This window comes from Variovorax monticola, assembly GCF_051216855.1.
Lineage (GTDB): Bacteria > Pseudomonadota > Gammaproteobacteria > Burkholderiales > Burkholderiaceae_C > Variovorax.
Genome location: NZ_JBPJZP010000001.1, coordinates 974,352 through 995,942 on the forward strand (window position 1 = coordinate 974,352; position 21,591 = coordinate 995,942).

The following is a 21,591-nucleotide window of genomic DNA, read 5'->3' on the forward strand; positions in this document are numbered from 1 at the left end:
CCCATGCCATGACCCACTACCAATTCAGCAAGACGCCGGCGGTCACGCACGGCGTCATCCGGCGACCCGGCGGGGCGCAGGTCGACGACGTTCGCGTGCCGGTGCAGGACGTGGGCGGCGGCCACTTCGTGGCGGTGGTCGACGGGCGGCGCGAACGCCTGCAGGCGGCCACGCACGGCGACGCGGTGTTCGTCCAGCTGCGCGGGCGTGCCTGGCGCGTCGACCGGCTCGATCCCACGCGCTCGGCGGTCGCCGCGCCTGTGGCGGGCGCCGGTGTGTCGCTCGCGCCCATGCCCGGCGTGGTGATCTCGCTGCAGTCCGGGGTCGGCCAACCCGTGCGCGCCGGCGCGCCGCTGCTGGTCATCGAGAGCATGAAGCTGCAGCTGACCATCGAGGCCACTGCGGACGGCGTGGTCATGGAGCTGCCGTTCGCGGTCGGGCAGACTTTCCAGCGCGGCGCGGTGCTGGTGCGCACCGCCGCCGAAGCCGAAGCCAAAACCGAAGCCAAAACCGGAGGGGTGGCTGCATGAGACGCCTCGAAAGCAAGGTCGACACCAGCACGGCCGCCTACAGGAACAACCATGCGGCCATGACGCAGCGCGTGGAGGCGCTGCGCGCACAGGTGCAGCGCGCGCGCTTCGAGCGCCCGGCACGCGATCTCGAACGGCTGCACCGGCAAAAGAAGCTCACCGTGCGCGAGCGGCTGGAGTTGCTGCTCGACCCGGGCACGCCCTTTCTGGAGCTCAGCACGCTGGCCGCCAACCGCGCCTACGAAGGCGAGGTGCATGGGGCGGGCCAGGTGTCGGGCATCGGCATCATCAACGGGCGCGAGGTCATGATCCACGCCGACGACCCGAGCATCAAGGGCGGCGCGTGGTATCCGCTGTCGGTCAAGAAGATCGTGCGTGCGCTGGACATCGCCATCGAGAACCGGCTGCCGGTCGTCCACCTGTGCGACAGCGCGGGCGGCTTTTTGCCGCTGCAGTCCGACCTCTTTCCCGACAAGCATGCGGCGGGGCGCATCTTTCGCAACCAGTGCACGCTGTCGAAGATGGGCGTGCCGCAGATCGCCGTGGTGCTGGGCCATTGCACGGCGGGCGGCGCCTACATTCCGGCGCTGTGCGACTACAGCGTGATCGTGCGCGGCAACGGCGGCGTGTTTCTTGGCGGCCCGCCGCTGGTGAAGGCGGCCACCGGCGAGGTCGTCACCGCCGAGGCACTGGGCGGCGCCGAGATGCACACCACCATTTCGGGCACCTGCGACTACCCCGCCGCCGACGAGCCCCATGCGATGGCACTGGCGCGCGACATCCTGGCGCAGACCTCGCCCATGCCCAAGCAGCGCATCGACCGCATCGAGGCCGAGCCGCCGCACCACGACCCCGGCGAGCTCTACGGCATCGTGCCCGCCGACTGGAAGACCGGCTTCGACATCCGCGAGGTGATTGCGCGCGTGGTCGACGGCAGCAAGTTCCATGAGTACCAGCCCGGCTACGGCACCACCATGGTCTGCGGGTACGCGCGCATCTGGGGCTGCAAGGTCGGCATCCTGGCCAACAACGGCGTGCTCTTCAACGACAGCTCGCTGAAGGCGGCGCACTTCATGCAGCTGTGCGACCGCGACCGCACGCCGCTGGTCTTTCTGCAGAACATCACCGGCTACATGGTCGGGCGCGAGTACGAGGAACGCGGCATCACCAAGGACGGCGCCAAGATGATCATGACGCAGGTCGGCTGCACGGTGCCGAAGTTCACGGTGATCGTCGGCGGCTCTTTCGGCGCGGGCAACTACGGCATGTGCGGGCGCGCATTCGACGGGCGCTTTCTCTGGATGTGGCCGCAGTCGCAGATCGCCGTGATGGGCGCGGAGCAGGCCGCCAACACGCTGGCCGACGTCAAGGTGCGCCAGTTGCAGCGCCAGGGCCACGAGCTCACGCCCGAGCAGGTCGCGGAAATCCGCGAGCCGGTACTCAGGAGCTTCGAGGCCGAGAGCGACGCCTATTACTCCACGTCGGAACTGTGGGACGACGGCATCCTCGATCCGGTCGACACGCGCAATGCCCTGGGCATGGCGATCGTGGCGTCGCTGAATGCGCCCTTCAGCGAGGACACCGGCTACGGTGTGCTGCGGCTGTGACCGGCCCCGCCGAGGCATACGCACCAGGAAACAGGCCGTGATCGCGATCGACGAACAATCCACCATCGGCGAAACCTTCTTCCGCGCGGCGCAGGCCTATGCGGACCATGCGTTCCTTGCCGTGCCCGCGAACCCGGCGCGCGCGTACGCAGCCGAAGGTGTGGAGATCACCTATCGCCAGGCCGCCGTCGAGGTGCGCGCGCTCGTCGGCATCTATGCGCAGGCGGGCTACGGCATGGGCCACCGCATCGGCCTGCTGCTGGAGAACCGGCCCGAGCACCTGCTGCACAAGCTGGCCATGAACGCGCTGGGCATCTGCTGCGTGCCGCTCAACCCCGACCATCGCCCCGGCGAACTGGCCTACGTGGTGGACCACGCGAAGATCGACCTGGTGGTGTGCATCGCGTCGCTCGCGCCCTTGCTGCAGGCGGCACTGCGTGAAACGCGGCGGCAGCCGGCGGTCGTGCGCCTCGGGCAGTTCGCACCGGGGCTCGCGCCGCCGGCCGAGCGTGCGGTTTCGAGCACCCCCGACGGCCAGACGCCCGCGAGCGTGCTCTACACCTCGGGCACCACCGGGCGGCCGAAGGGCTGCGTGCTGTCGCATCGCTACGAGCTCGCGTCGGGCGCCTGGTACGCCACGCTCGGCGGCCTGTGCGCGTTCGGCGAGGCGTGCGAGCGGCTCTACAACCCGCTGCCCGTCTTCCACGTGAACGCCTCCATCCTGTCGTTCTTCTGCGTGATGCTCAAGGGCAATTGCCAGGTGCAGACCGACCGCTTCCAGACGGCGCGCTGGTGGACCGAAGTGCGCGAGTCGCGTGCCACCGTCGTGCATTACCTGGGCGTGGTGGTGCCGATGCTGCTGGGCCAGCCGCAGGGCCCGCAAGACCGCGAGCACCACGTGCGCTTCGCGATCGGTGCGGGCGTGGAGCCGCAGCGCCACGCCACTTTCGAGGCGCGCTTCGGCTTTGCGCTGATCGAGATCTGGGGCATGACGGAGATGGTGCGCGCGCTGACCGACAACCGTTCGCCGCGCCAGGTCGGCACGCGCGCCTTCGGCCGCGCGCAGCCGGGCGTCGAGGTGCGCGTGGTGGACGACGCCGATTCCGATGTGCCCGACGGCGCCGACGGCGAGATGGTGATCCGCCATTCCGAGGCCACCCCGCGCAAGGACTTCTTCAGCGGCTACCTGGACGACGCCGCGGCCACCGCGCAGTCATGGCGTGGCGGCTGGTTTCATACCGGCGACATCGTCACGCGCGCGCCCGACGGCATGCTGCACTTCGTCGACCGGCGCAAGAACATCATCCGGCGCTCGGGCGAGAACATCGCGGCGGCGGAAGTGGAGGCGCTGCTACAGATCCATCCGCTGGTCGAGCACGTGGCCGTGCTGGCCGTGCAGGACGAGATCCGCGAAGAAGAAGTGCTGGCCTGCCTGGTACTGCGCGGCGTTCCGTCGTCCACGGCGTCCACGGCGGACATCGACATGGCGGTGCGCACGCTGTTCGATTTCTGCAACGCGCGGCTCGCGTACTACAAGGCACCGGGCTGGGTCTGGGTGACCGACCGCATCCCGACCACGGCGACGCAGAAGATCCAGAAGCACCAGATCTTTCCCCAGGGCGTCGACCCGCGGGGCCTGGCGGGCATGCGCGACCTTCGAAGCTGGAAGAAGCGCCACGTGCCCGCGCGGGCCTGAGCGCTCGACGCGCACGCCTTCAACAAGAAGCAGCAGGAGACACCATGGGTTGGTATTACGAAGACTTCGAGCCCGGCCGCGTCATCGAGACGCCGGGGCGCACCATCACCGAGGCCGACATCGGCGCCTTCGCGGGCTTGAGCGGCGACTTCAACCCGATCCACACCGACGAGGTCTTCGCCGTGGCGGCCGGCGTGGGCGGGCGCATTGCGCACGGCCCCATGGTGCTGGGCATGGCCTTCGGGCTCGCGTCGCGCGCGGGGCTGTTCGACGAGACCGTGCTGGGGCTGCTGGGCGTGCAGTGGACCTTCGAGGCCCCCGTGCGCCCGGGCGACACCCTGCGCGCCGCGGTCACGGTGCAGGAGATGCGCACCACGCGCAAACCCGACCGCGGCATCGTCGGCTTGCGCATGAACCTGCGCAACCAGCGCAGCGAGCCGGTGCAGACCGGCCACTGCCAGATCATGTTCAAGCGGCGCCCCTGACGCGAACTTCCCGACCCTTCTGTCTCGCCTTCCACGCCTTCCAAGGAAACGACCATGACGCAAGAACACGCGCTTTCGGACAGCTTGATCCAGCGGGTGAACGTGGGCGACCTGCTCACGCGCAGCGCCGCGCGCGCGCCCCGGCGGGACGCGGTGATCGACGGTGCGCGCCGCTTCAGCTACGGCGAGTTCGAGCGCTTGAGCAATCGCGTCGCTCACGGGCTGCTCTCGCTCGGCTTTCGGCCCGGCGATGCGCTGGCGCTCATGTCGGGCAACAGCGCCGAGTTCCTGGCCACGTATTTCGCCTGCGCGAAGGTCGGTGTGGTGTGCGTGCCGATCAACCTGTTCTGGCGCAACAAGGAACTGGGCTACGTGCTGGGGCATGCCAGGGTCCGCGGCGCGGTGGTGGCGGCCGGGCTGCTCGACCAGTTCATGACCGGACTGGAAGCCGGGCAGCCGCTGCGCGACGTGGTCGTCATCGGCGATCCCGGCCCCGCGCTCGACGCCTTGCCCGCGGGGCTGGCATCGCACGGATACGAGGCCCTGCAGCGCGGCCAGCCAGAACAGGTGCCGCAGGTGCTGGTCGAGGACCGCGCCGCCATCTCCTACCTGTACACCAGCGGCACCACCTCCGCGCCCAAGGGCGTGGTGGCGAGCCACCTGGCCATCTACCTCGAGTCGCTGGGCACCGCGGTCGACACCCGCATGAGCGGTGACGACCGCGCCGTGGCCATGATGCCGATGTTCCATACGGCGCAGCTCAACGCCATCTGCACGACGGTGGTGGCCGCGGGCGGAACGATCTGCGTCATGAAGGGGTTCGACGCCGAGGCGCTGCTGGACCTCGTCGAAAGCGAAAAGCTCAGCGTGCTGTTCGGCTTGCCGATGATGTACCGCGCGCTGCTGGAGGCCCAGCGCGCACGGCCGCGCGACGTGCGCAGCCTGCGCCTGGCGGTCTACGCCATGGCACCGATGCCCGACCAGGACCTGCGCGCGGCGATCGAGACCTTCCGCTGCGATTTCTCGCTGATGTTCGGCCAGACCGAGATGAGCCCGGTCGCCACCTTCTTCCGGCCCGAGCACCAGCTGAGCCATCCGGGCGCCGCGGGCACGCCGGGCACCAACGTGCAGGTGTGCATCCTGGATGCGCAGGGCAAGGCGCTGCCGCAGGGCGAGGCCGGCGAGATCGCCTACCGCAGCCCGCAGGCCCTCAGCGGCTACCTGTACAACGAGCCGGCCACGCGCGAGGCGTTTCGCGACGGCTGGTTCCACTCGGGCGACGTGGGCTTCTTCGATGCGGACGGCATCCTCTGGTTCAAGGACCGCTTCAAGGACGTGATCAAGAGCGGCGGCGAGAACATCGCCTCCATCGAGGTCGAGAAAGCGCTGTACGAAGCCGAGCCGGGCATCGCCGAGGTCGTGGTGATCGGCCTGCCGCATCCGCACTGGGCCGAGGCCGTCACCGCGGTCATCGTGCAGCGCGCGGGCGTGCGCATCGACATCGCGGCGCTCGAAGCCCGCCTGCGGGAAAGGCTGAGTCCCTACAAGTGCCCCAAGGCGCTGATCCTGGTCGACGCGCTGCCCAAGACCGCGACGGGAAAGATCCAGAAGAGCGTGCTCAGACAGACCTACGCCGGGCACTTCGACCCGAAGGATGCGACGCCTTCGCCGCACTGAGCCGGCGACGATGCCTTCCCCTGGGCCGAGCAACACAGGGAATGGGACGAGCGGCAGGAGGGCCCGCTGCCCGCGCTGGTGCTGAAGAAAGAACCCGACCAGCGCGAGCTGTGGGTCACGGCGCTGGGCAGCGACCGCGCAGGCAGCTACCCGCTGCAGGCCGTGTCGATGAAGCTGCGCAAGGGCTTCTTCGGCAAGGGCAAGCTGGAGCAGGACGCGAGCGTTGTCGATGCGCGCAACCGTGGCGAGGTCGACCGGCTCTGCGAGCTTTTTTGTGGCGGACAGCACGAGGCCTTCGACCGCGAGGTGGCCCGGCTCGCCGAGCGCCACGGCGACGACTGAGCGACGACTGAGCGACGACTGAGCGACGCGGCGCACCCCGCTCGGCCTGACCGGAGCGTGGCCGTCCGTATGGCACGATCCGCGCATGAACGAGCCGTCACGCCGTATCCCGTATCGCACCTGGCCCGGCGCGTTCGCCGTCCTTCTCGCCATTGCCGCCTATGTGGGCGGCCTCGCCTTCTGGGACCGCCACACGCCCGGTGCCCGGCCGCTGCAAGAGGGCGAAACGGTGGCCGTCGGCCAGGCCCGGTTCGTGCCCGCCGACGGATGGCAGATGGATGTGTCGCGCTCCAGGACCGGCCGGTCGCTGATGCTGTTCAAGGGCGCCCACAAGTTCCGGGTGACCACGGGCCAGTGGCAGGGCGGGCCCGACGGTCCCCTGGTGCGGCAGCAGCGGCTCATGGAGCGCGGCCAGGGCCTGACCATCGACGGCGACGTGTCCGGCTTCGTCACGTCCTGGGGCCTGCAGGGCAAGACCTTCGCCTACTACGGCGCGAAGCTGGCCGGGCGCTTCTGGCAGGTGGTCGACCTGCCGCGCAAGTCGCTCGTGCAGATCGACTTCTACGGCGCCAACGACGGCCTGGAGGAAGCGCAGGCCGACGCCCGGCGCATGCTCGACTCGATGGACCTGGAGGCACAGCCGCAGTGAACACGCCCGTCTTCGCGCATGCGCAGGCCCTGGACCGGGGTGTCTGGCCGGTCGGCACCGACTCCTTCTTCCAGCCCCGTCGCGCGGCCTTCTGGGTGCTGGCGGCGCTGATCGTCAACGGCCTGTTCTACACGGTCCATATGTTCTCCATGGGGTTTCGCGTGGTGCCGGTCACCGCCTTCCTGGGGCTGCTGGCGTGGGGCATGTACACGCTGCTTTTCTTCCTCGCGTTTCGCACGCTGGACCTGCTGGAACAGCATCCGCCGGAGGGCTACATCCTGGCCTTTGCATGGGGCGGCATGGGCGCGGTGTACTTCGCGGCGCCGGCCAACATCGCCATCCAGAGCCTGTGCGCCAAGCTGGTGTCGCCGGAGTTCGCAGCGGTGTGGGGGCCGGCCATCGCGGGGCCGATCACCGAAGAATTCCTGAAGCTCGCCGGGGTCGTTTTGCTGGTGCTGGTGGCGCGCAACCAGTTCGAAACGTATCTGTCGGTGCTCATCGTCGGCGCCATGGCGGGCCTGGGTTTCCAGGTGGTCGAGAACCTGAGCTACACCGTCAACGCCTCGATGCGCTTTCCGCTCGAGAACCAGGTGTATCCGGTGCTGCTCAACCTGCTGACGCGCGGCCTGATGAGCGGGCTGTGGAGCCATGCGGCCTACACCACCATCGCGTCCTTCGGCGTCGCCTGGTACCTGCTGCACCCGGAGCGCCCGAGGGCGGTACGCATCGCCGTGGCCTTCCTGTGCTTCGCGCTGGCGTGGGCCATGCACTTCATCTGGAACTCGCCGTTCCTCGAAGGCCTGCTCGACGACGGCTATGGCGAAATGGCCGTCCTGCTGGCCGTGAAGGGCATTCCCGCGGTGGTGGCGGCCGGCATTTTCTGGCGCGTGGCCGCGCGCGAGAACGGCGCCTACCTGCATGCGCTGGCGGCGTACTTCGTGCCGGAGCGCGAGCTGATCCGCGACGACGAATGGGTGCGCCTGGGCGACCCGCTGGCGCGCTATAAGGTGCGCCGCGAAATGGGCTGGGCCTTCGGCCTGCGTGCCCGGCGCCTGAAGGCGCAGCTGCAGCGCGAGCAGATGCGGCTGATCCGCAAGGCCGCGACCTGCGGGCGCGGCGCGCAGACGCTGCCTCATGAAGTCGCGGTGCGGCGCTTGCGCGCCCAGCTGGCGCCGCTCATCGCCGCGGCACCCGCGCAGGCCTGAAGCCGCACGAACTGCCCGCATGGATTCGCTGATTGCCGCTTCCGCCCGCGCACTGGCCGCGGGCGATGCGCTCGGCGCGCTCAAGCGGATCGCGCTGCGCGACGACCCGCCGGCGCTGGCGTTGCGCGGCATCGCGATGGCCCAGCTCGGCGAACACCCGCGCGCCCGCGAACTGTTGCGGCGCGCCGCCAGCGGCTTCGGCGTGCACGAAGAACTGGCGCGCGCGCGCTGCGTCGTCGCCGAGGCCGAGGTGGCGCTGGCCATGCGCGACCTCGGCGGCTCGCCGCGCGCGCTGGCCGCGGCGGCACACGCGCTCGAGGCGCGCGCCGATCACGCGAATGCGCTGCAGGCACGGCTGATCGCCGCGCGCCGGCTCCTGCTGCTCGGGCGCCTCGACGAGGCGTCGGCCGCGCTGGCGATGCTCGACGCGCGAGGCCTGCCGCCCGCATTGGCCGCGGTGGCCGAACTCAGCGCCGCCGAACTCGCGCTGCGCTCGCTGCGCATCGACACCGCGCGCACGGCCCTCGCACGCGCCCACGCCGCGGCCGAGCGCGCACGCGTGCCGGCGCTGCTGGCCGAAGTGGCGGAGGCAAGGGCGGTGCTCGAGCGTCCGGCCGCCCGGCGCCTGGCCGACGGCGGCGAGCAGGCGCTGCGGCTCGACGAGGTCGCGACCCTGCTGGCGTCCGAGGCGCTGGTGGTCGATGCCTGCCGCCGCGGGGTGGGTGCGGATGCCGCCTGGCAGCCACTCGCACGACGACCGGTGCTGTTCGCGCTGGCGCGCGCGCTGGCCGCGGCATGGCCCGGCGATGTCGATCGCGAAACCCTGATTGCCGATGCCTTCCGCACCCGCCGGCCCGACGAAACGCATCGCGCGCGGCTGCGCGTCGAGATCGGCCGGCTGCGCGCGCTCCTGAAGGCGATGGCGCGGATCGAGGCGACGCCGCGCGGCTTCGTGCTCAAGCCGCAGGGCGAACGCACCGTGGTCCTGCTGGCGCCGCCCATCGACGGCGAGCAGGCCTCGCTGGTGGCGCTGCTCTCCGACGGCGCGGCCTGGTCGACCTCGGCGCTCGCCCTGGCCCTGGGGGCCAGCCAGCGCACGGTGCAGCGCGCGCTGGCCGAGCTCGAGGCCGAGGGACGCGTGCGCGCCATCGGGCAGGCGCGGGCACGGCGCTGGCTGGCGCCGCCGCTGGCCGGATTCACGACGATCTTGTTACTCCCCGCCGCGCTGCCGATTGAATAGAGTCGTCTCCAGGGCGCCGATCCGCGGTGCACCACAAGGAGCCAACGATGACCCGCAATGCAAGCACGGCAGATTCCCGAGACAGTTTCCGAGACGGTTCCCGGACCAAGGCAAAGGCCAACGTGCAGGCCGCCGAGATCGTGCGCGAGTACGGTCCCTTCCCCGGCAGCGACAAGGTGGCCGGCGTGACCCATGACGGCCAGCGCGTCTGGGCCGCGCTGGGGGCGCAGCTGATCGCCTTCGATCCGCACAGCGGCGAGCCCACGCGCACGCTCGACGTCGCCTGCGACGCCGGCACCGCCTTCGACGGCAAGCACCTCTACCAGATCGCCGATTCGCGCATCGACAAGATCGACCCCGCCACGGGCCATGTGATGGCCTCGATTCCGGCGCCGGGCCATGGCGCCGACTCCGGGCTCACCTGGGCCGAGGGCAGCCTGTGGGTAGGCCAGTACCGCGACCGCAAGATCCACCAGGTCGACCCCGAGACCGGCGCGGTCGTGCGCACCATCGAGTCGAACCGCTTCGTCACCGGCGTGACCTGGGTCGACGGCGAGCTGTGGCACGGCACCTGGGAAGGCGACCAGAGCGACATCCGCCGCATCGACCCGCAAAGCGGCGCCGTGCTCGAACGGCTCGAGATGCCGAGCGGCGTGGGCGTGAGCGGGCTGGAGTCCGACGGGGCCGATCTCTTCTATTGCGGCGGCGGGGACAGCGGCAAGGTGCGCGCCGTGCGCCGCCCGAAGGCCGTACCGGTCTGAGCGCAAAACGTCGCCACGTCATCGGTGGCACCCGGTTCAACTGAGTACTTTCGAACCCATCAAGAAACATCGGTTACTTAATGAAGCACTTCAGGGTAGGCCGGTACCCAGGGTAGTTCGTGAGACCCAGCACGCGGAAAAAACCAGCTTTTCGGTCATCGAAGGGGTACCCGGTTTCAGGCATATCGCCGGTTGGTACGCGTGCTTACATTTTTGACTTGTATTTCGAAATCGACAGCGTGTGGAGGGGGCGAGCAATTGCTGCTGCTGCATGCGGGCGCCTGCCCGATCAGGTAACGAACAAGTTGAAAACCATGAACAAGATCTTCCGGACGCTTTGGAATCCAACGCTCGCTGCCTGGGTCGCCGCACCCGAAACCTCGCGCGGCCATGCGCGGTCGTCCAGCGCGGGCAGCGGCACGGCGGTGGCCATGGCGGTGGTGCTGCTGTGTGCCGGGCCGGCACTGGCGGCCGGCGGCGCGGGCGGGCAACCGGTGGGCAACCCGGTGCTGAACGCCGGCGCCGGCGGCAGCAACGGCACCGGCGGCAACGGCGGGCTCAACGACACCACCGTCAACGCGAGCGGCGGCGCCGGCGGGTCGTCGACCCCGGCGGGCGTCACGGCCGGGTCGGCAGCCAACACCGGCACCTTCGTTGGCGCCACCGCGGGCACGGGCGGCGCGGCGGGCGCCACCAGCAATGCGGCCGGCCCGGGCGCGTTCCAGGGGGCGAGCGGCAGCGCCGGCCAGGCGCAGACCGGCGATGCGCTCAACGGCAACGGCTACGGCGGCGGCGGCGGGGGCGGCTTCCAGGGGGCGTCGATCGCCAACAACGTCTCCTCGTCCACCAGCAGCTACACCGGCGGCAACGGCGGCGCGGGGGGCAACGGTTACTGGGCGGCCGGCGGTGGCGGTGCCGGCGGGTACGGGTCGATCCTCAGCACGCCCCTGGGCAGCTACACGGCCACGGGCACGTCCACGGGCGGCGCGGGCGGCAAGGGCGGCGACGCGTTTTCGCAAGCCGGCGGCGGGGGCAGCGGCGGCGGCGGGTTCTACCTGAGCACCACGACGCCGGGACTCACTTTCACCAACACCGGTGCCATCACGGCGGGCGCGGGCGGTGCCGGCGGGACCAACCTGCTGCCCAGCCAGCTCAACGCCTCGGGCGGCGGCGGCGGGGCGGGCGGCATCGGTGCCACGCTGGCCGGCAGCGCCGTCATCGTGAACAACACCGGCCAGATCACGGGCGGCGCAGGGGGCGCGGGCGGTGCGGGCGGCGGGGGCGGCACCGGCACCGGTGCGCCGGGCGCGGGCGGCGACGGCGGCGCAGGCCTCTCGTCCACGGCCGCCGCGGCGACCATCACCAACACCGGCACCATCGCGGGCGGTGCCGGCGGAGCGGGCGGCGTCAACAACAACGGACGGCCCAACGGCGCGAACGGCGTGGGGGGCGTGGGCGTGGTCGGCGCCAGCCTCGCCCTCACCAACAGCGGCACCATCGCCGGCGGGCTGGGTGGCGACGGCGTCACCCGCGCCTTGGCCGTGGAATTCACCGGCGGCAGCAACAGCCTCACGCTGAACACCGGCTCGGCGATGTCGGGCGCCATTGCCATCGACACCGGCGCCACCGCCCGCGTCGTCGCCGGTGCCGACGGGCTGGTCGTGGGCAATGCCTTGCTGCTGGGCGGCACGGGCACCGTCGACACCAACGGCCGCAGCCTGAGCTGGACGGGCCCGATCTCCGGCACCAGCGGCCTGGTGAAGGCCGGCGCGGGCGTGCTGACGCTGAGCGGCGCCAACACCTATGCCGGCGGCACCAACGTCACGGCCGGCACCTTGCGCGCCGCCGCGGCCAACACGCTCAGCAGCGCCAGCGCCTTCACGGTGGCCTCGGGCGCCACGCTGGACCTGGCCGGCAACAGCCAGACCGTGGCGTCCGTCACCAACAGCGGCGTCGTGTCGCTGGTGGGCAGCGCGCCCGGCACCACCCTCACCGTCAACGGTCCGTGGGTGGGCAACGGCGGCACCCTGCGCCTGGGCACGGCGCTGGGCGGCAGCGCCAGCGTGAGCGACCGGCTCGTCCTGAGCGGCAGCACCGCCATTGCCATCGGCACGACCAGCGTGCAGATCGTCAACCTGGGCGGCCTGGGCGCGCTGACCACCGGCAGCGGCATCGAGATCATCAGCGCCTTGAACGGCGCCACCACCACCGCGCAAACCACCAAGAGCGCCTTCAGCCTGGCCGGCGGCCACGTCGATGCCGGCGCCTACCAGTACCGGCTGTACGCCGCCGACGCGAGTGGCGCGGGCGAGAACTGGTACCTGCGCTCCAGCACCACGGCCAACGGCGCGGTCGTGCCCACCTACCGCACCGAAGTGCCGCTGTACGCGGCGCTGCCCGAACAGCTGCGCCAGGCCAACCTGTCGATGCTGGGCAACCTGCACCAGCGCGTGGGCGACGACGGGCCGAGCGGTGCCAACACCGCATCACCCGAGCAGGGCTACCGCCAGGCCTGGGCCCGCATCATCAGCACCGAGCGCACCATCGGCCAGGCCGGCAACGTCAGCCCCACCAGCAAGGGCCGCCTCACCGGCTTCCAGGCCGGCACCGACCTGTGGGCCGACCCCAACTGGCGCGTGGGCGTGTACGTCGGCCAGCTCGACGGCGACATGCGCGTGACCGGCTTCGCCAACGGCGTGCAGAACTACGCGAGCGGCTCCAACGACCTGCGCAACCAGTACCTGGGCGCCTATGCCACCTGGAAGAACGCCGACGGCCTGTACGTCGACGGCGTGCTGCAGGGCGGACGCCACCGCTACACCGCCTCGCCCACGCTGGGCTTCGGCAGCTCGGGCAAGGGCGACAGCCTGCTGGCCTCCGTCGAGGTGGGCCAGGCCTTCGCCATTGCGCCGAACTGGACCATCGAGCCGCAGCTGCAGCTGGTGCACCAGCGCGTGAGCCTGGACGACAACAGCATCGCCGGCGCCCTGGTGCAACAGAACAGCCACAACGGCTGGCTGGTGCGCGCCGGCGTGCGGGTCAAGGGCGAGATCGCGACGAGCGCCGGCCTGCTGCAGCCCTATGTGCGCTTCAACGTGTACCGCAGCGGCAGCGGCACGGACATCACCCGCTTCGTCGGCCCGGCCGCCTACACCGACATCGCCACGCGCACGGGCGGCACCAGCACCGAGCTGGCGGCGGGCGGCACGCTGCAGCTCACAGAGAGCACGAGCCTGTATGCGGAGCTGGGCAAGCTGTGGGCTTCGGGCGGCGACACGCGAACCAAAGGCAGCGTGCAGGCGAGCCTGGGCGTGAAGGTGCGCTGGTAAGCATGCGCTGATCGAAGCGCCCCGGCGCCATCCGCCGGGGCCGCATGCTGCCATGCGCGCAGTCGCACACCCGCCGCGCGTGTCACTGCGCGGGCACCTGGATGAACCGCCCTCCCGCGTACACCAGCAAGCCGCCGGCCTGCTGCCACGCGCCGACCACCTCGCCGAAGATCACCGTGTGCGAGGCGACGGCCGTGGCCGTCGACACCCGGCAGTCGAACGCGGCGGCCCGGTTGCTCAGCACGGGCGCGCCCGAGTGCAGCGTCGTCCAGCCGTCGTCCCAGAAGCGGTCGGGCACGGCGTTCATGCCGGCGAAATCGCGTGCGATCTGCTCGTCCCCCGCCGACAGCACGCTCACGCCGAAGAACCCCGCGCGAATGACGGCGGCGTGCGTTCGCGACGCCTGGTTGAGGCACACCAGCAGTGTGGGCGGCTCGGCCGACACCGAAGTGACCGCCGTGGCCGTGCAGCCCAGGAAGCGGCCTTCGTCGACGGTGGTGATCACGCACACGCCCGCCGCAAGCCTTCGCATGCCCGCCTTGAAATCGTGGCCGAGCGCTTCGCGCGCCACGGCGGGTACGCGCTCGATCGTTCGCGCGAACAGCGGCCGCGTGGCGTGCAGTGCCGAAGGCGCGGTGGCCGCAACCTGCGCCGCGCGGCTCACAGCGCCACCAGGGGAATGCCACCGTCCGCCCCCAGCAGCAACCGGCCGTAGGCCTCCTTGCCCACTTCGGTCGTCACGTAGGCATGTCGACCGGCGATCTCGCTGTCGCGCCAGAGCTTGTTCATGATGTTCGGTTCCGCGAACGCACCCGCGCCGTTGGCCGTCATCAGGATGTCGAAGGCCTCCTTCACGAGCGCGAAGATGTGGCCGGTGTCGTTGCGCACGCGCCCGCGCTGCAGCAGCGACATCACCTCGCCGCGCGCCGCCGCGCCGTCGATGTCCGCGCAGGCGCGCTGCATCAGCAGGTAGGCCAGGTCGATCTTGGTGTCGGCCGAGGCCACGGCGAGCTGGTGCGTGGGCGAGTTCTTCGACTGCGCATAGGTCGTGTATGCCACCGGCTTGTTCGGCAGCCGCTCCAGCGTCAGGTCCATCATGGCCCGCCCCAGGCCGAGTTGCGCGCCCACCAGCACCAGCGCCGCGACCGGCACGAACACCATGTTGGCCAGCGGCTCGGTGTCCTGGTGCGGGGTGGCGAACCTGGCCTCCATCAGGTCGGCGAAGGTCTGGATGCGATGGTCGGGCACGAAGTGGTCGACCACGACGATGGTGTTGCTGCCCGAGCCCTTCATGCCGGTGACGAACCAGGTGTCCTCGATCGTCCACGCGGACGCCGGAATGAGGCCCAGCGCCGGCGTGAAGCCGCCTTCGGCGTTCGGCAGGAACATCCCCAGCGTGCCCCAGTCGGCCGCGAACGAACCCGACGCATAGGCCCATCGGCCGCTGACCATGTAGCCGCCTTCCACGCGCTCGGCCTTGGTCCCCGGCGTGAAGATGCCGCAGCACTTGGCGTTCGGGTTCTCGCCGAAGACCTCGTCCTGGGCGCGCTGCGAGTAGGTGGTGGCGAACCAGGTGCACACGTTGAGCAGCGCGACCGCCCACGACGTGGAACCGTCGCCACGGCCCACCTCGGCCACCGTTTCCATCATGGTGCGCAGGTTGGTGCCGAAGCCGCCATAGCGCTTGGGCACCAGCAGCCTGAACAGGCCCGCCTGCTCGATGGCCTGCATGACGGCGGGCGCGACCTGGCGGTCTTCGGAGGTTCTTGCCGCGTGCTCGCGGATCAGCGGCACGAGGCGGGTGGCGCGCTCGATGATTTCGCGGTTCGGTCGCACCCATTCGTCGACGTTGACCGCCGGCTGCTTGCGGGGAACCGCAGAGCTGGCGGCAGGGGTTGCGGCGACAGGGGGCCTGACAGTGGTGAGCATGTGGATTCCTCGAATGACGTGATGTACCCCGGGGCAAGGCGCCATGCCTTGCCCGGCTTCGTGAAATCGATGCGCATCGACGAGTCGAATCTAGCGCCGGGCCCGCATGCCGGCCACATCTGTTTCCCTATGTGCAAATGACGATCCGTCATCCTGACGGAGTGTCCGCTCGGGTGCATGCCGATGGTGCGGCGGCGCAAGCGCACCTATATTCGGCGACCCCGATTCATCCGACAAAGAAGCAGGAGCGCAGCACCGATGGCGGACACCTTCGATCACCGTCCCGAAGTGGCCGAGAAACGCCGCGCGCTCATGCGGGCCCGGATTCTCGAAGCGACGGCACGCACGTTCACCGAACGGGTGAGCGCCATTCCGGGCATCGAGGATGTGGCGCGCGAGGCGGGGATTTCGCGCGGCACGTTCTATCGCTACTTCGAGTCGCTGGACGACGCGGTCGTGGCCGCGGGCATCGCGATGAGCGACGCGCTCATGACCGACATCCTGCCCGTCTACGACTTCCTGAAAGAGCCATGGCAGCGCTTCTCCGTCGGCTTCCGGCTGTATCTCGTGCGCTCGCTGCAGGACCCCAAGCACACCGAGTTCCTGATTCGCATGGACGTGTGGCCGCACGGCTCGCTGGTCGACAAATACATGTCCGCCGACCTGGTCACGGGGCGCGACCGCGGACAGTTCGAAGTAGAAAACGTCGAGGCCGCGACGGACTTTCTGAAGGGTGCTTCGGCCGGCACCATCCAGGCCGTGCGACGCGGCGTGGTCGAACCCGAGGGCTACATCGACGCGGCGGTGCACATGGGGCTGCGCAGCCTGGGATGCGACCTTGCGATGTGCCGCAAGGGGGTGGAATTTTCTCGCACGCACGTGGCGAGCCTGCCTTCGCGCGAAGGATGAAAGGGCGCGGCGAACTGGCCTTTCGGACCATGGCCGCAAACCCCCGCGCCAGGTCCGCCAGCAGATTCGCAGCCGCCGCCGCCGGACGCGAACAAACAGCGGCTTAAGTCGCACTTAAGCAGCAACCGCCGAAGATCACGGGTCGCATGATCCTCAGCAACGCCCACTTGTTCGAACTCATCAACGCCGGCCCGCAGCCCGCACCGCTGACGCTGGCGTTTGCGCGCCTTTGCGCCCAGTGGCTGATCTTCACTCTTCCTGTCGTCGGCGGTGTACTCTGGTTGCGCGGAGGCCAGCGCACGCGGCTCGACCTTCTCTACATCGCGCTGTCCGTGCTGCTCGCCCTCGGCATGGCACAACTGTTCGGCATGGCGTGGCCGTCCCCACGGCCGTTCGCACTGCACATGGGTCATCAGTTCCTGGCGCATGTGGACGACCCGGGCCTGCCGAGTGACCACGTCACGCTGATATGGACGGCCGCGTTCGCAACGCTCGCTTCGGCACGCGGATCGTGGCTGGTGTTCCCGCTTCTGGCGCTCGGCCTCGTGGTCGGCTGGGCCCGTGTCTACCTGGGCGTGCACTTTCCTTTCGACATTGCCGCCGCGCTGCCGGTGGCAATGCTCGGTGCTGCCGCGGCGTGGCGCCTGCGCGGCCGGCTCGAAAAATGGATGGTCGCGCTGCTGACGCGCTACGATGCCTGCGAGAGCGCCGCGCTCCACTTCCTGCATCGCGAATGAAGGCACCGGTCCATCCATGCGTCTGTTGCTCGTCGAAGACGATCCCATGATCGGCAAGGCCGTTCGCCAGGGCCTGCTCAACGCCGGCTTCGCCGTTGACTGGGCACACGATGGCGCGGCTGCCGAACTGGCGTTGCGCAACGGCGTGTACGACCTGGCAATCCTGGACCTCGGACTGCCCGTCAAGGACGGCATGGCCCTGCTCGACAGTGTGCGACGAAGCGGCAACCACCTGCCGGTGCTGATAGCGACCGCGCGCGATGCCGTCGCGGCACGTATCGCTGGGCTCAATGCCGGTGCCGACGACTACCTGGTCAAGCCGTTCGACATGGACGAGTTGGTGGCACGCGTGCGTGCGCTGCTGCGCCGACACGCCGGAAGCGGCTCTTCGTTGCTGAGCGCAGGCGACCTGGTGCTGGACCCGCTGCGCAAGACGGTCACCCAGGGCGGGCAACCCGTTGCGCTGTCGGCGCGAGAGTTCGCCCTGCTTGAAACACTGATGCAGCGGCCCGGCGTGGTGCTTTCGCGCGAGAAACTGGAGGAGTCGATGTACGGCTGGGGCGAAGAGATCGGCAGCAATGCGATCGAAGTGCATCTGCACTACCTGCGCAAAAAGCTTGGCGCCGCCGTCATCGTCAACGTGCGCGGCGTCGGCTACCGCGTCGCGGACTGATCTTGCGCTCGCTGCGACGCGGACTGCTGCAATGGACGCTCGGCGCCCTGGCGTTCGGCTCGATCGTGCTCGTGCTCGTGGCATACGTCTTCGTGCTCGACGAAATGAACGAAGTGCTGGACGAAAACCTGCGCGAAGTGGCCGCAGCAGTCGGGCGCTACCACGCCGAAGGGCAGGCCCTTCCGGCCATTGCCCAGGCCGCGCAACCGCGCACGCGCGCTCCGGACCAGTCGGACCTGGTCACGCGCGTCTGGCGGCGCGACGGCCAACCTGTCGGTGTACCGGACGGCGCTCTCGCGTTCCAGTTTCATCCGGAGGCTGGAGCGCGCCGCGCGACCCTCGAAGGTGTCGAATGGCGCACCTGCACCGTCGTCGAAGGCAACTTCGTGGTGCTGGCCGCGCAGCGCACTGCCGCCCGACAGGAGATGGCGGTGGAAGCTGCGTCCAAGCTGCTGCTCCCGTTGCTTCTGCTGGCGCTCATGATCGCAGGCTTGCTGGTGTTGGCGCTGCGCCGGGGATTGCATCCGCTGCACGAGGCAACTGCGCAGATCGCCCAACGCAACGCGCTCACGCTGGAGCCGATCGCGGGCACCGAAATGCCGCGCGAGCTGCAGCCGCTGGTCCGTGCATTCAACGGCTTGATGGACCGGCTGGGCGCCGCGTTCGCTCTGCAGCAGCGGTTCGTCGCCGATGCGGCGCATGAGCTGCGCTCGCCCGTCACCGCCTTGCGCTTGCAGATCGGTCTGCTGGAGCACACGCATGACACCCAGAGTCGCGCGGCCGCGTTTCGCGATGCACGCGAGGGCATCGATCGGCTGCAGCGCATGGTCGAGCAACTGCTTCAGCTCTCGCGCGCCGAACCCAGAGGTGGGAACCCTGACCGGGAGGAGGTCGACCTCGATCAACTGGTTCGCGACACGGTGTCGGAACATGCGGCGGCCGCCTCGCTCCTGAAGATCGATCTGGGCGCGGTCGCCATGTCGAAGACCTCCGTGCTGGCAAACCCTCACGAACTGCGGGCGCTGCTGAACAATCTGGTGCAGAACGCTCTGCACTATTCGCCCGGTGGCAGCACGGTCGACGTGAGTTCGGCCATCGTCAACGGCGCCGCCGTTCTGAGCGTGACCGACAACGGCCCCGGCATTCCGCTCGCGGAACGATCCCGCGCATTCGATCGCTTCTTTCGCGGTGCAGGCCCGCATGTGCGCGAAGGCGATCCGGCCGGCAGTGGCCTGGGACTGGCTATCGTCAAATCGATTGCTGAGCGCCACGGCGCGACGGTGTCCTTGCATGAAGGTCCGCAGCAGACCGGACTTGAAGTGCGGGTGTGGTTCGGCGCGCCCACCGGACACGACAACAGCGCCGCCCCATCCGATTAGCAACCGCGTCAGCGAAGCTCTTTCCGGGCGCCCGACGAACGGGATGCGCCCACGGCAGCCACAAGGCCCGGCACCAGAATCAAGGCCCAGATGATCACTTCGAGGTGATCCTTCACCACCGGCAGGTTGCCGAAGAAGTAACCGGCCAGGCACAGTGTCACCACCCACAGAATGCCCCCGATGACATTGAAGGCACTGAACCTGCCCCGGCTCATCTGCGCGACCCCGGCCACGAATGGCACGAAGGTCCGGATGAACGGCATGAACCGGGCAAGAACGATGGTCACGCCACCATGGCGGCCATAGAACGCGTGCGCTCGGTCGAAGGCCTTGCGATTGAACCATCGCGAGCTTTCTCCCCGCAGCACCTTCGGCCCGAAGTAGCGCCCCAGCGCGAAGTTGCACTGGTCGCCCGAAATGGCCGCCGCCAACAGGACCGGTACTGCGATTGCGCAGGACATGAGCCCGATGCCGCACAGCGCACCGACGATGAAGAGCAATGAATCGCCCGGCAAGAAGGGCGTCACGACCAGGCCGGTCTCGGCAAAGACGATCACGAAGACCAGCGCATAGACCCACAGTCCATACGCAGCAACGAATGCCTCGAGGTGCTTGTCGATGTGGAGTCCGAAATCGATGACGAGGCTGATGATGTCCATGGAGACCCGCGGTGACAGCAAAGAGAGGTGCCAGCGAGCCTAGGCGAGGGCGACTTAACCGCTGCTTAAGGTGCGAAGCCCCGGGGGCTGCAGGCCATTAAGTGTTTCTTAAGTCGCTGCATCTCACACTGGAGCGCAACATGTTCCTGCTGCACTCACTCCAACGCCGCGTGGCCGGTGCCACTGTTGCCGTCGTCATGGCGTTTTGCGCATCTGCCGTGCAGGCATCAGGCGCCGAAGAACTGAGCGGCAAGCTCCTCCTGTTGCACGGTTTGCTGGACAGGTCGACTTTCAAACGCCCCCTGATACTGAACGCGAGCGAGACGACGAACGGATTCAAGGGCGACGTGTACGCCATCGTCGATCATCCGGTCTCGGCGATCAGTTCGGCCCTGCGTACGCCCGAAGCCTGGTGCCAGGCCATGCTGCTGCATATCAACAATCGAGACTGCGCAGTGTCGAAGAACGGCGGGAGCCCTGTCGTCGCGCTGAGCGTGGTGCGCAAGTACGACCGGCCGGTCGACAGTGCCTTTCGCCTGGCCTTCGATTTCCATGTGGTCGACGCGACCCCACAGCACCTGGAGGTGGGACTCGGTGCGCAGGCCGGACCGCTGGGCACCGGCAACTACCAGATCGCCTTCGAGGCCGTGCCTGCCGATGCAACCCACAGCTTTCTGCATTTCTCGTACGCGTATGACGAGAACGTCCTTACTCGCACCGCCATGGAGGCCTACCTGGCCACCTTCGGCCGCTCGAAGGTCGGCTTCACTGAGATTGGGCAAAAGCCAGAAGGCCAACCCGAGTACATCGGAGGAACGCATGGACTGGTCGAGCGCAACGCAATGCGCTATTTCCTCGCGGTAGACGCTTACATCGGCGCCAGGGACGCCGTATCGCGAAGGAATGCCTGGTACACGGAGACGGAAAAATATCCGCGGCAGTTGCATGAAGTCGACCGCGGAACCTACCTCGCGCTCAAGGCCGCCGATGAGCATCACTGACGACACCGGAGCGCCAAGGCACATCAGCGTGGGCAAGATCGCAGAAGTCACCTTCTGGTTCTGGGTCATCAAGATTGCGGCGACGACGCTTGGCGAAACCGGTGGCGACGCGGTCACCATGTCGATGAGTCTGGGCTATCTCACCGGCACCGCCATCTTCGCCACGCTGTTCGTTGTGGCCGTGGCGGCGCAGATCTCCGTCCGGAAGTTCCACCCCTTTCTCTTCTGGACGGTCATCATCGCAACCACCACCGTGGGAACGACCTTGGCCGATCTGCTCGACCGGTCGCTGGGCATCGGCTACCTGGGAGGCACGGCGATCCTGCTGACGTTGCTGCTCGCAACCCTGGCCCTGTGGCACCGCGCGATGGGGTCGGTCTCCGTGTCGGACATCTCGTCGCGCAAGGCGGAGATTTTCTATTGGACGACCATCCTCTTTTCACAGACCCTGGGCACGGCACTCGGCGACTGGATGGCCGACAGCAAGGGTGGCTTGGGTCTGGGCTACGAAGGTGGCGCCCTCCTTTTTGCTGCGGGACTCGCACTCGTGGTAGCCGCCTACAGGTGGACGAAGGTGTCGCACACGGTCCTGTTCTGGGTTGCGTTCATTCTCACGCGTCCGCTCGGCGCGACCGTGGGCGATCTGCTCGACAAGCCGCTCAGCAGCGGCGGTCTCGCGTTGAGCCGCTACACGGCTTCGGCCGCGCTGGGCGCTTTCATACTCGGTTGCGTTCTGCTGATTCCTCAGCGCGCCGAGCAGCGCCGAGACTGACCTCGGGACCC

20 protein-coding genes are annotated in these 21,591 nt (G+C 69.0%); 17 read left to right on the plus strand and 3 right to left on the minus strand.

The window, feature by feature from the left end; translation table 11 throughout:
- Window positions 1–8 precede the first annotated feature (8 nt).
- The 11 genes from ACSFA5_RS04395 (at window position 9) to ACSFA5_RS04445 (ending at window position 13,521) form a co-directional block, all read left to right on the plus strand.
- Complete coding sequence (locus ACSFA5_RS04395) at window positions 9–530, plus strand: acyl-CoA carboxylase biotin carboxyl carrier protein subunit (RefSeq protein ID WP_435442791.1); 522 nt, start codon at window positions 9–11, stop codon at window positions 528–530.
- On the plus strand, window positions 527–2,137 hold the full coding sequence (locus ACSFA5_RS04400; protein WP_435442792.1) for an acyl-CoA carboxylase subunit beta: 1,611 nt from the start codon (window positions 527–529) through the stop codon (window positions 2,135–2,137). Before ACSFA5_RS04395 ends, ACSFA5_RS04400 begins: the two co-directional genes overlap by 4 nt.
- Before the next feature lie 37 nt (window positions 2,138–2,174).
- Complete coding sequence (locus tag ACSFA5_RS04405) at window positions 2,175–3,833, plus strand: AMP-binding protein (RefSeq protein ID WP_435442793.1); 1,659 nt, start codon at window positions 2,175–2,177, stop codon at window positions 3,831–3,833.
- Between the two features lie 44 nt (window positions 3,834–3,877).
- Window positions 3,878–4,318, plus strand: a complete 441-nt coding sequence (locus ACSFA5_RS04410; RefSeq protein WP_435442794.1) for a MaoC family dehydratase — start codon at window positions 3,878–3,880, stop codon at window positions 4,316–4,318.
- Window positions 4,319–4,372: 54 nt separating this feature from the next.
- Window positions 4,373–5,995 (plus strand): AMP-binding protein, encoded by a 1,623-nt coding sequence (locus ACSFA5_RS04415; protein ID WP_435442795.1) that lies wholly within the window; start codon window positions 4,373–4,375, stop codon window positions 5,993–5,995.
- Between the two features lie 78 nt (window positions 5,996–6,073).
- Entirely contained in the window at window positions 6,074–6,337 is a 264-nt protein-coding gene (locus tag ACSFA5_RS04420; protein WP_435442796.1) for a hypothetical protein, read from the plus strand.
- A gap of 85 nt (window positions 6,338–6,422) precedes the next feature.
- Window positions 6,423–6,986, plus strand: a complete 564-nt coding sequence (locus ACSFA5_RS04425; protein WP_435442797.1) for a hypothetical protein — start codon at window positions 6,423–6,425, stop codon at window positions 6,984–6,986.
- The gene (locus tag ACSFA5_RS04430) at window positions 6,983–8,191 is read left to right on the plus strand and encodes a PrsW family intramembrane metalloprotease (RefSeq protein ID WP_435442798.1); all 1,209 of its coding nucleotides are present in this window, start codon (window positions 6,983–6,985) and stop codon (window positions 8,189–8,191) included. Before ACSFA5_RS04425 ends, ACSFA5_RS04430 begins: the two co-directional genes overlap by 4 nt.
- A 19-nt stretch (window positions 8,192–8,210) precedes the next feature.
- Window positions 8,211–9,431, plus strand: coding sequence for a helix-turn-helix domain-containing protein (locus ACSFA5_RS04435; RefSeq protein WP_435442799.1), 1,221 nt, complete (start codon window positions 8,211–8,213; stop codon window positions 9,429–9,431).
- A gap of 47 nt (window positions 9,432–9,478) precedes the next feature.
- A complete protein-coding gene (locus ACSFA5_RS04440) occupies window positions 9,479–10,192 on the plus strand; it encodes a Vgb family protein (protein ID WP_435442800.1) in 714 nt (237 codons plus the stop codon).
- A 314-nt stretch (window positions 10,193–10,506) separates the two neighbouring features.
- Window positions 10,507–13,521: an autotransporter outer membrane beta-barrel domain-containing protein gene (locus ACSFA5_RS04445; protein WP_435442801.1), complete on the plus strand. Its 3,015-nt coding sequence runs from the start codon at window positions 10,507–10,509 to the stop codon at window positions 13,519–13,521.
- An 82-nt stretch (window positions 13,522–13,603) separates the two neighbouring features.
- Here ACSFA5_RS04445 and ACSFA5_RS04450 read toward each other — a convergent pair whose 3' ends face one another.
- Window positions 13,604–14,185, minus strand: a complete 582-nt coding sequence (locus ACSFA5_RS04450) for a flavin reductase family protein (RefSeq protein ID WP_435442802.1) — start codon at window positions 14,183–14,185, stop codon at window positions 13,604–13,606.
- Window positions 14,182–15,450, minus strand: a complete 1,269-nt coding sequence (locus tag ACSFA5_RS04455) for an acyl-CoA dehydrogenase family protein (RefSeq protein WP_435442803.1) — start codon at window positions 15,448–15,450, stop codon at window positions 14,182–14,184. Before ACSFA5_RS04455 ends, ACSFA5_RS04450 begins: the two co-directional genes overlap by 4 nt.
- 258 nt (window positions 15,451–15,708) lie before the next feature.
- Between ACSFA5_RS04455 and ACSFA5_RS04460 the strand changes: the two genes are divergently transcribed.
- From ACSFA5_RS04460 to ACSFA5_RS04475, 4 genes are all read left to right on the plus strand, one after another.
- The gene (locus ACSFA5_RS04460) at window positions 15,709–16,359 is read left to right on the plus strand and encodes a TetR/AcrR family transcriptional regulator (protein WP_435442804.1); all 651 of its coding nucleotides are present in this window, start codon (window positions 15,709–15,711) and stop codon (window positions 16,357–16,359) included.
- A 146-nt stretch (window positions 16,360–16,505) separates the two neighbouring features.
- Complete coding sequence (locus ACSFA5_RS04465; protein WP_435442805.1) at window positions 16,506–17,096, plus strand: undecaprenyl-diphosphatase; 591 nt, start codon at window positions 16,506–16,508, stop codon at window positions 17,094–17,096.
- A 16-nt stretch (window positions 17,097–17,112) separates the two neighbouring features.
- A complete protein-coding gene (locus tag ACSFA5_RS04470; protein WP_435442806.1) occupies window positions 17,113–17,769 on the plus strand; it encodes a response regulator in 657 nt (218 codons plus the stop codon).
- Between the two features lie 2 nt (window positions 17,770–17,771).
- Window positions 17,772–19,148 carry a sensor histidine kinase gene (locus ACSFA5_RS04475; protein ID WP_435442807.1) on the plus strand — a complete coding sequence of 459 codons (1,377 nt, stop codon included), beginning with the start codon at window positions 17,772–17,774 and terminating at the stop codon, window positions 19,146–19,148.
- An 8-nt stretch (window positions 19,149–19,156) separates the two neighbouring features.
- Here ACSFA5_RS04475 and ACSFA5_RS04480 read toward each other — a convergent pair whose 3' ends face one another.
- Window positions 19,157–19,807 carry a DedA family protein gene (locus ACSFA5_RS04480; protein WP_435442808.1) on the minus strand — a complete coding sequence of 217 codons (651 nt, stop codon included), beginning with the start codon at window positions 19,805–19,807 and terminating at the stop codon, window positions 19,157–19,159.
- 140 nt (window positions 19,808–19,947) lie between these two features.
- On the opposite strand from ACSFA5_RS04480, the gene ACSFA5_RS04485 reads away from it, so the two are divergent.
- Together ACSFA5_RS04485 and ACSFA5_RS04490 are read left to right on the plus strand one after the other, a co-directional pair.
- Window positions 19,948–20,808 (plus strand): hypothetical protein, encoded by an 861-nt coding sequence (locus ACSFA5_RS04485; RefSeq protein ID WP_435442809.1) that lies wholly within the window; start codon window positions 19,948–19,950, stop codon window positions 20,806–20,808.
- Window positions 20,795–21,580 carry a COG4705 family protein gene (locus tag ACSFA5_RS04490; RefSeq protein ID WP_435442810.1) on the plus strand — a complete coding sequence of 262 codons (786 nt, stop codon included), beginning with the start codon at window positions 20,795–20,797 and terminating at the stop codon, window positions 21,578–21,580. Before ACSFA5_RS04485 ends, ACSFA5_RS04490 begins: the two co-directional genes overlap by 14 nt.
- Window positions 21,581–21,591 lie beyond the last annotated feature (11 nt).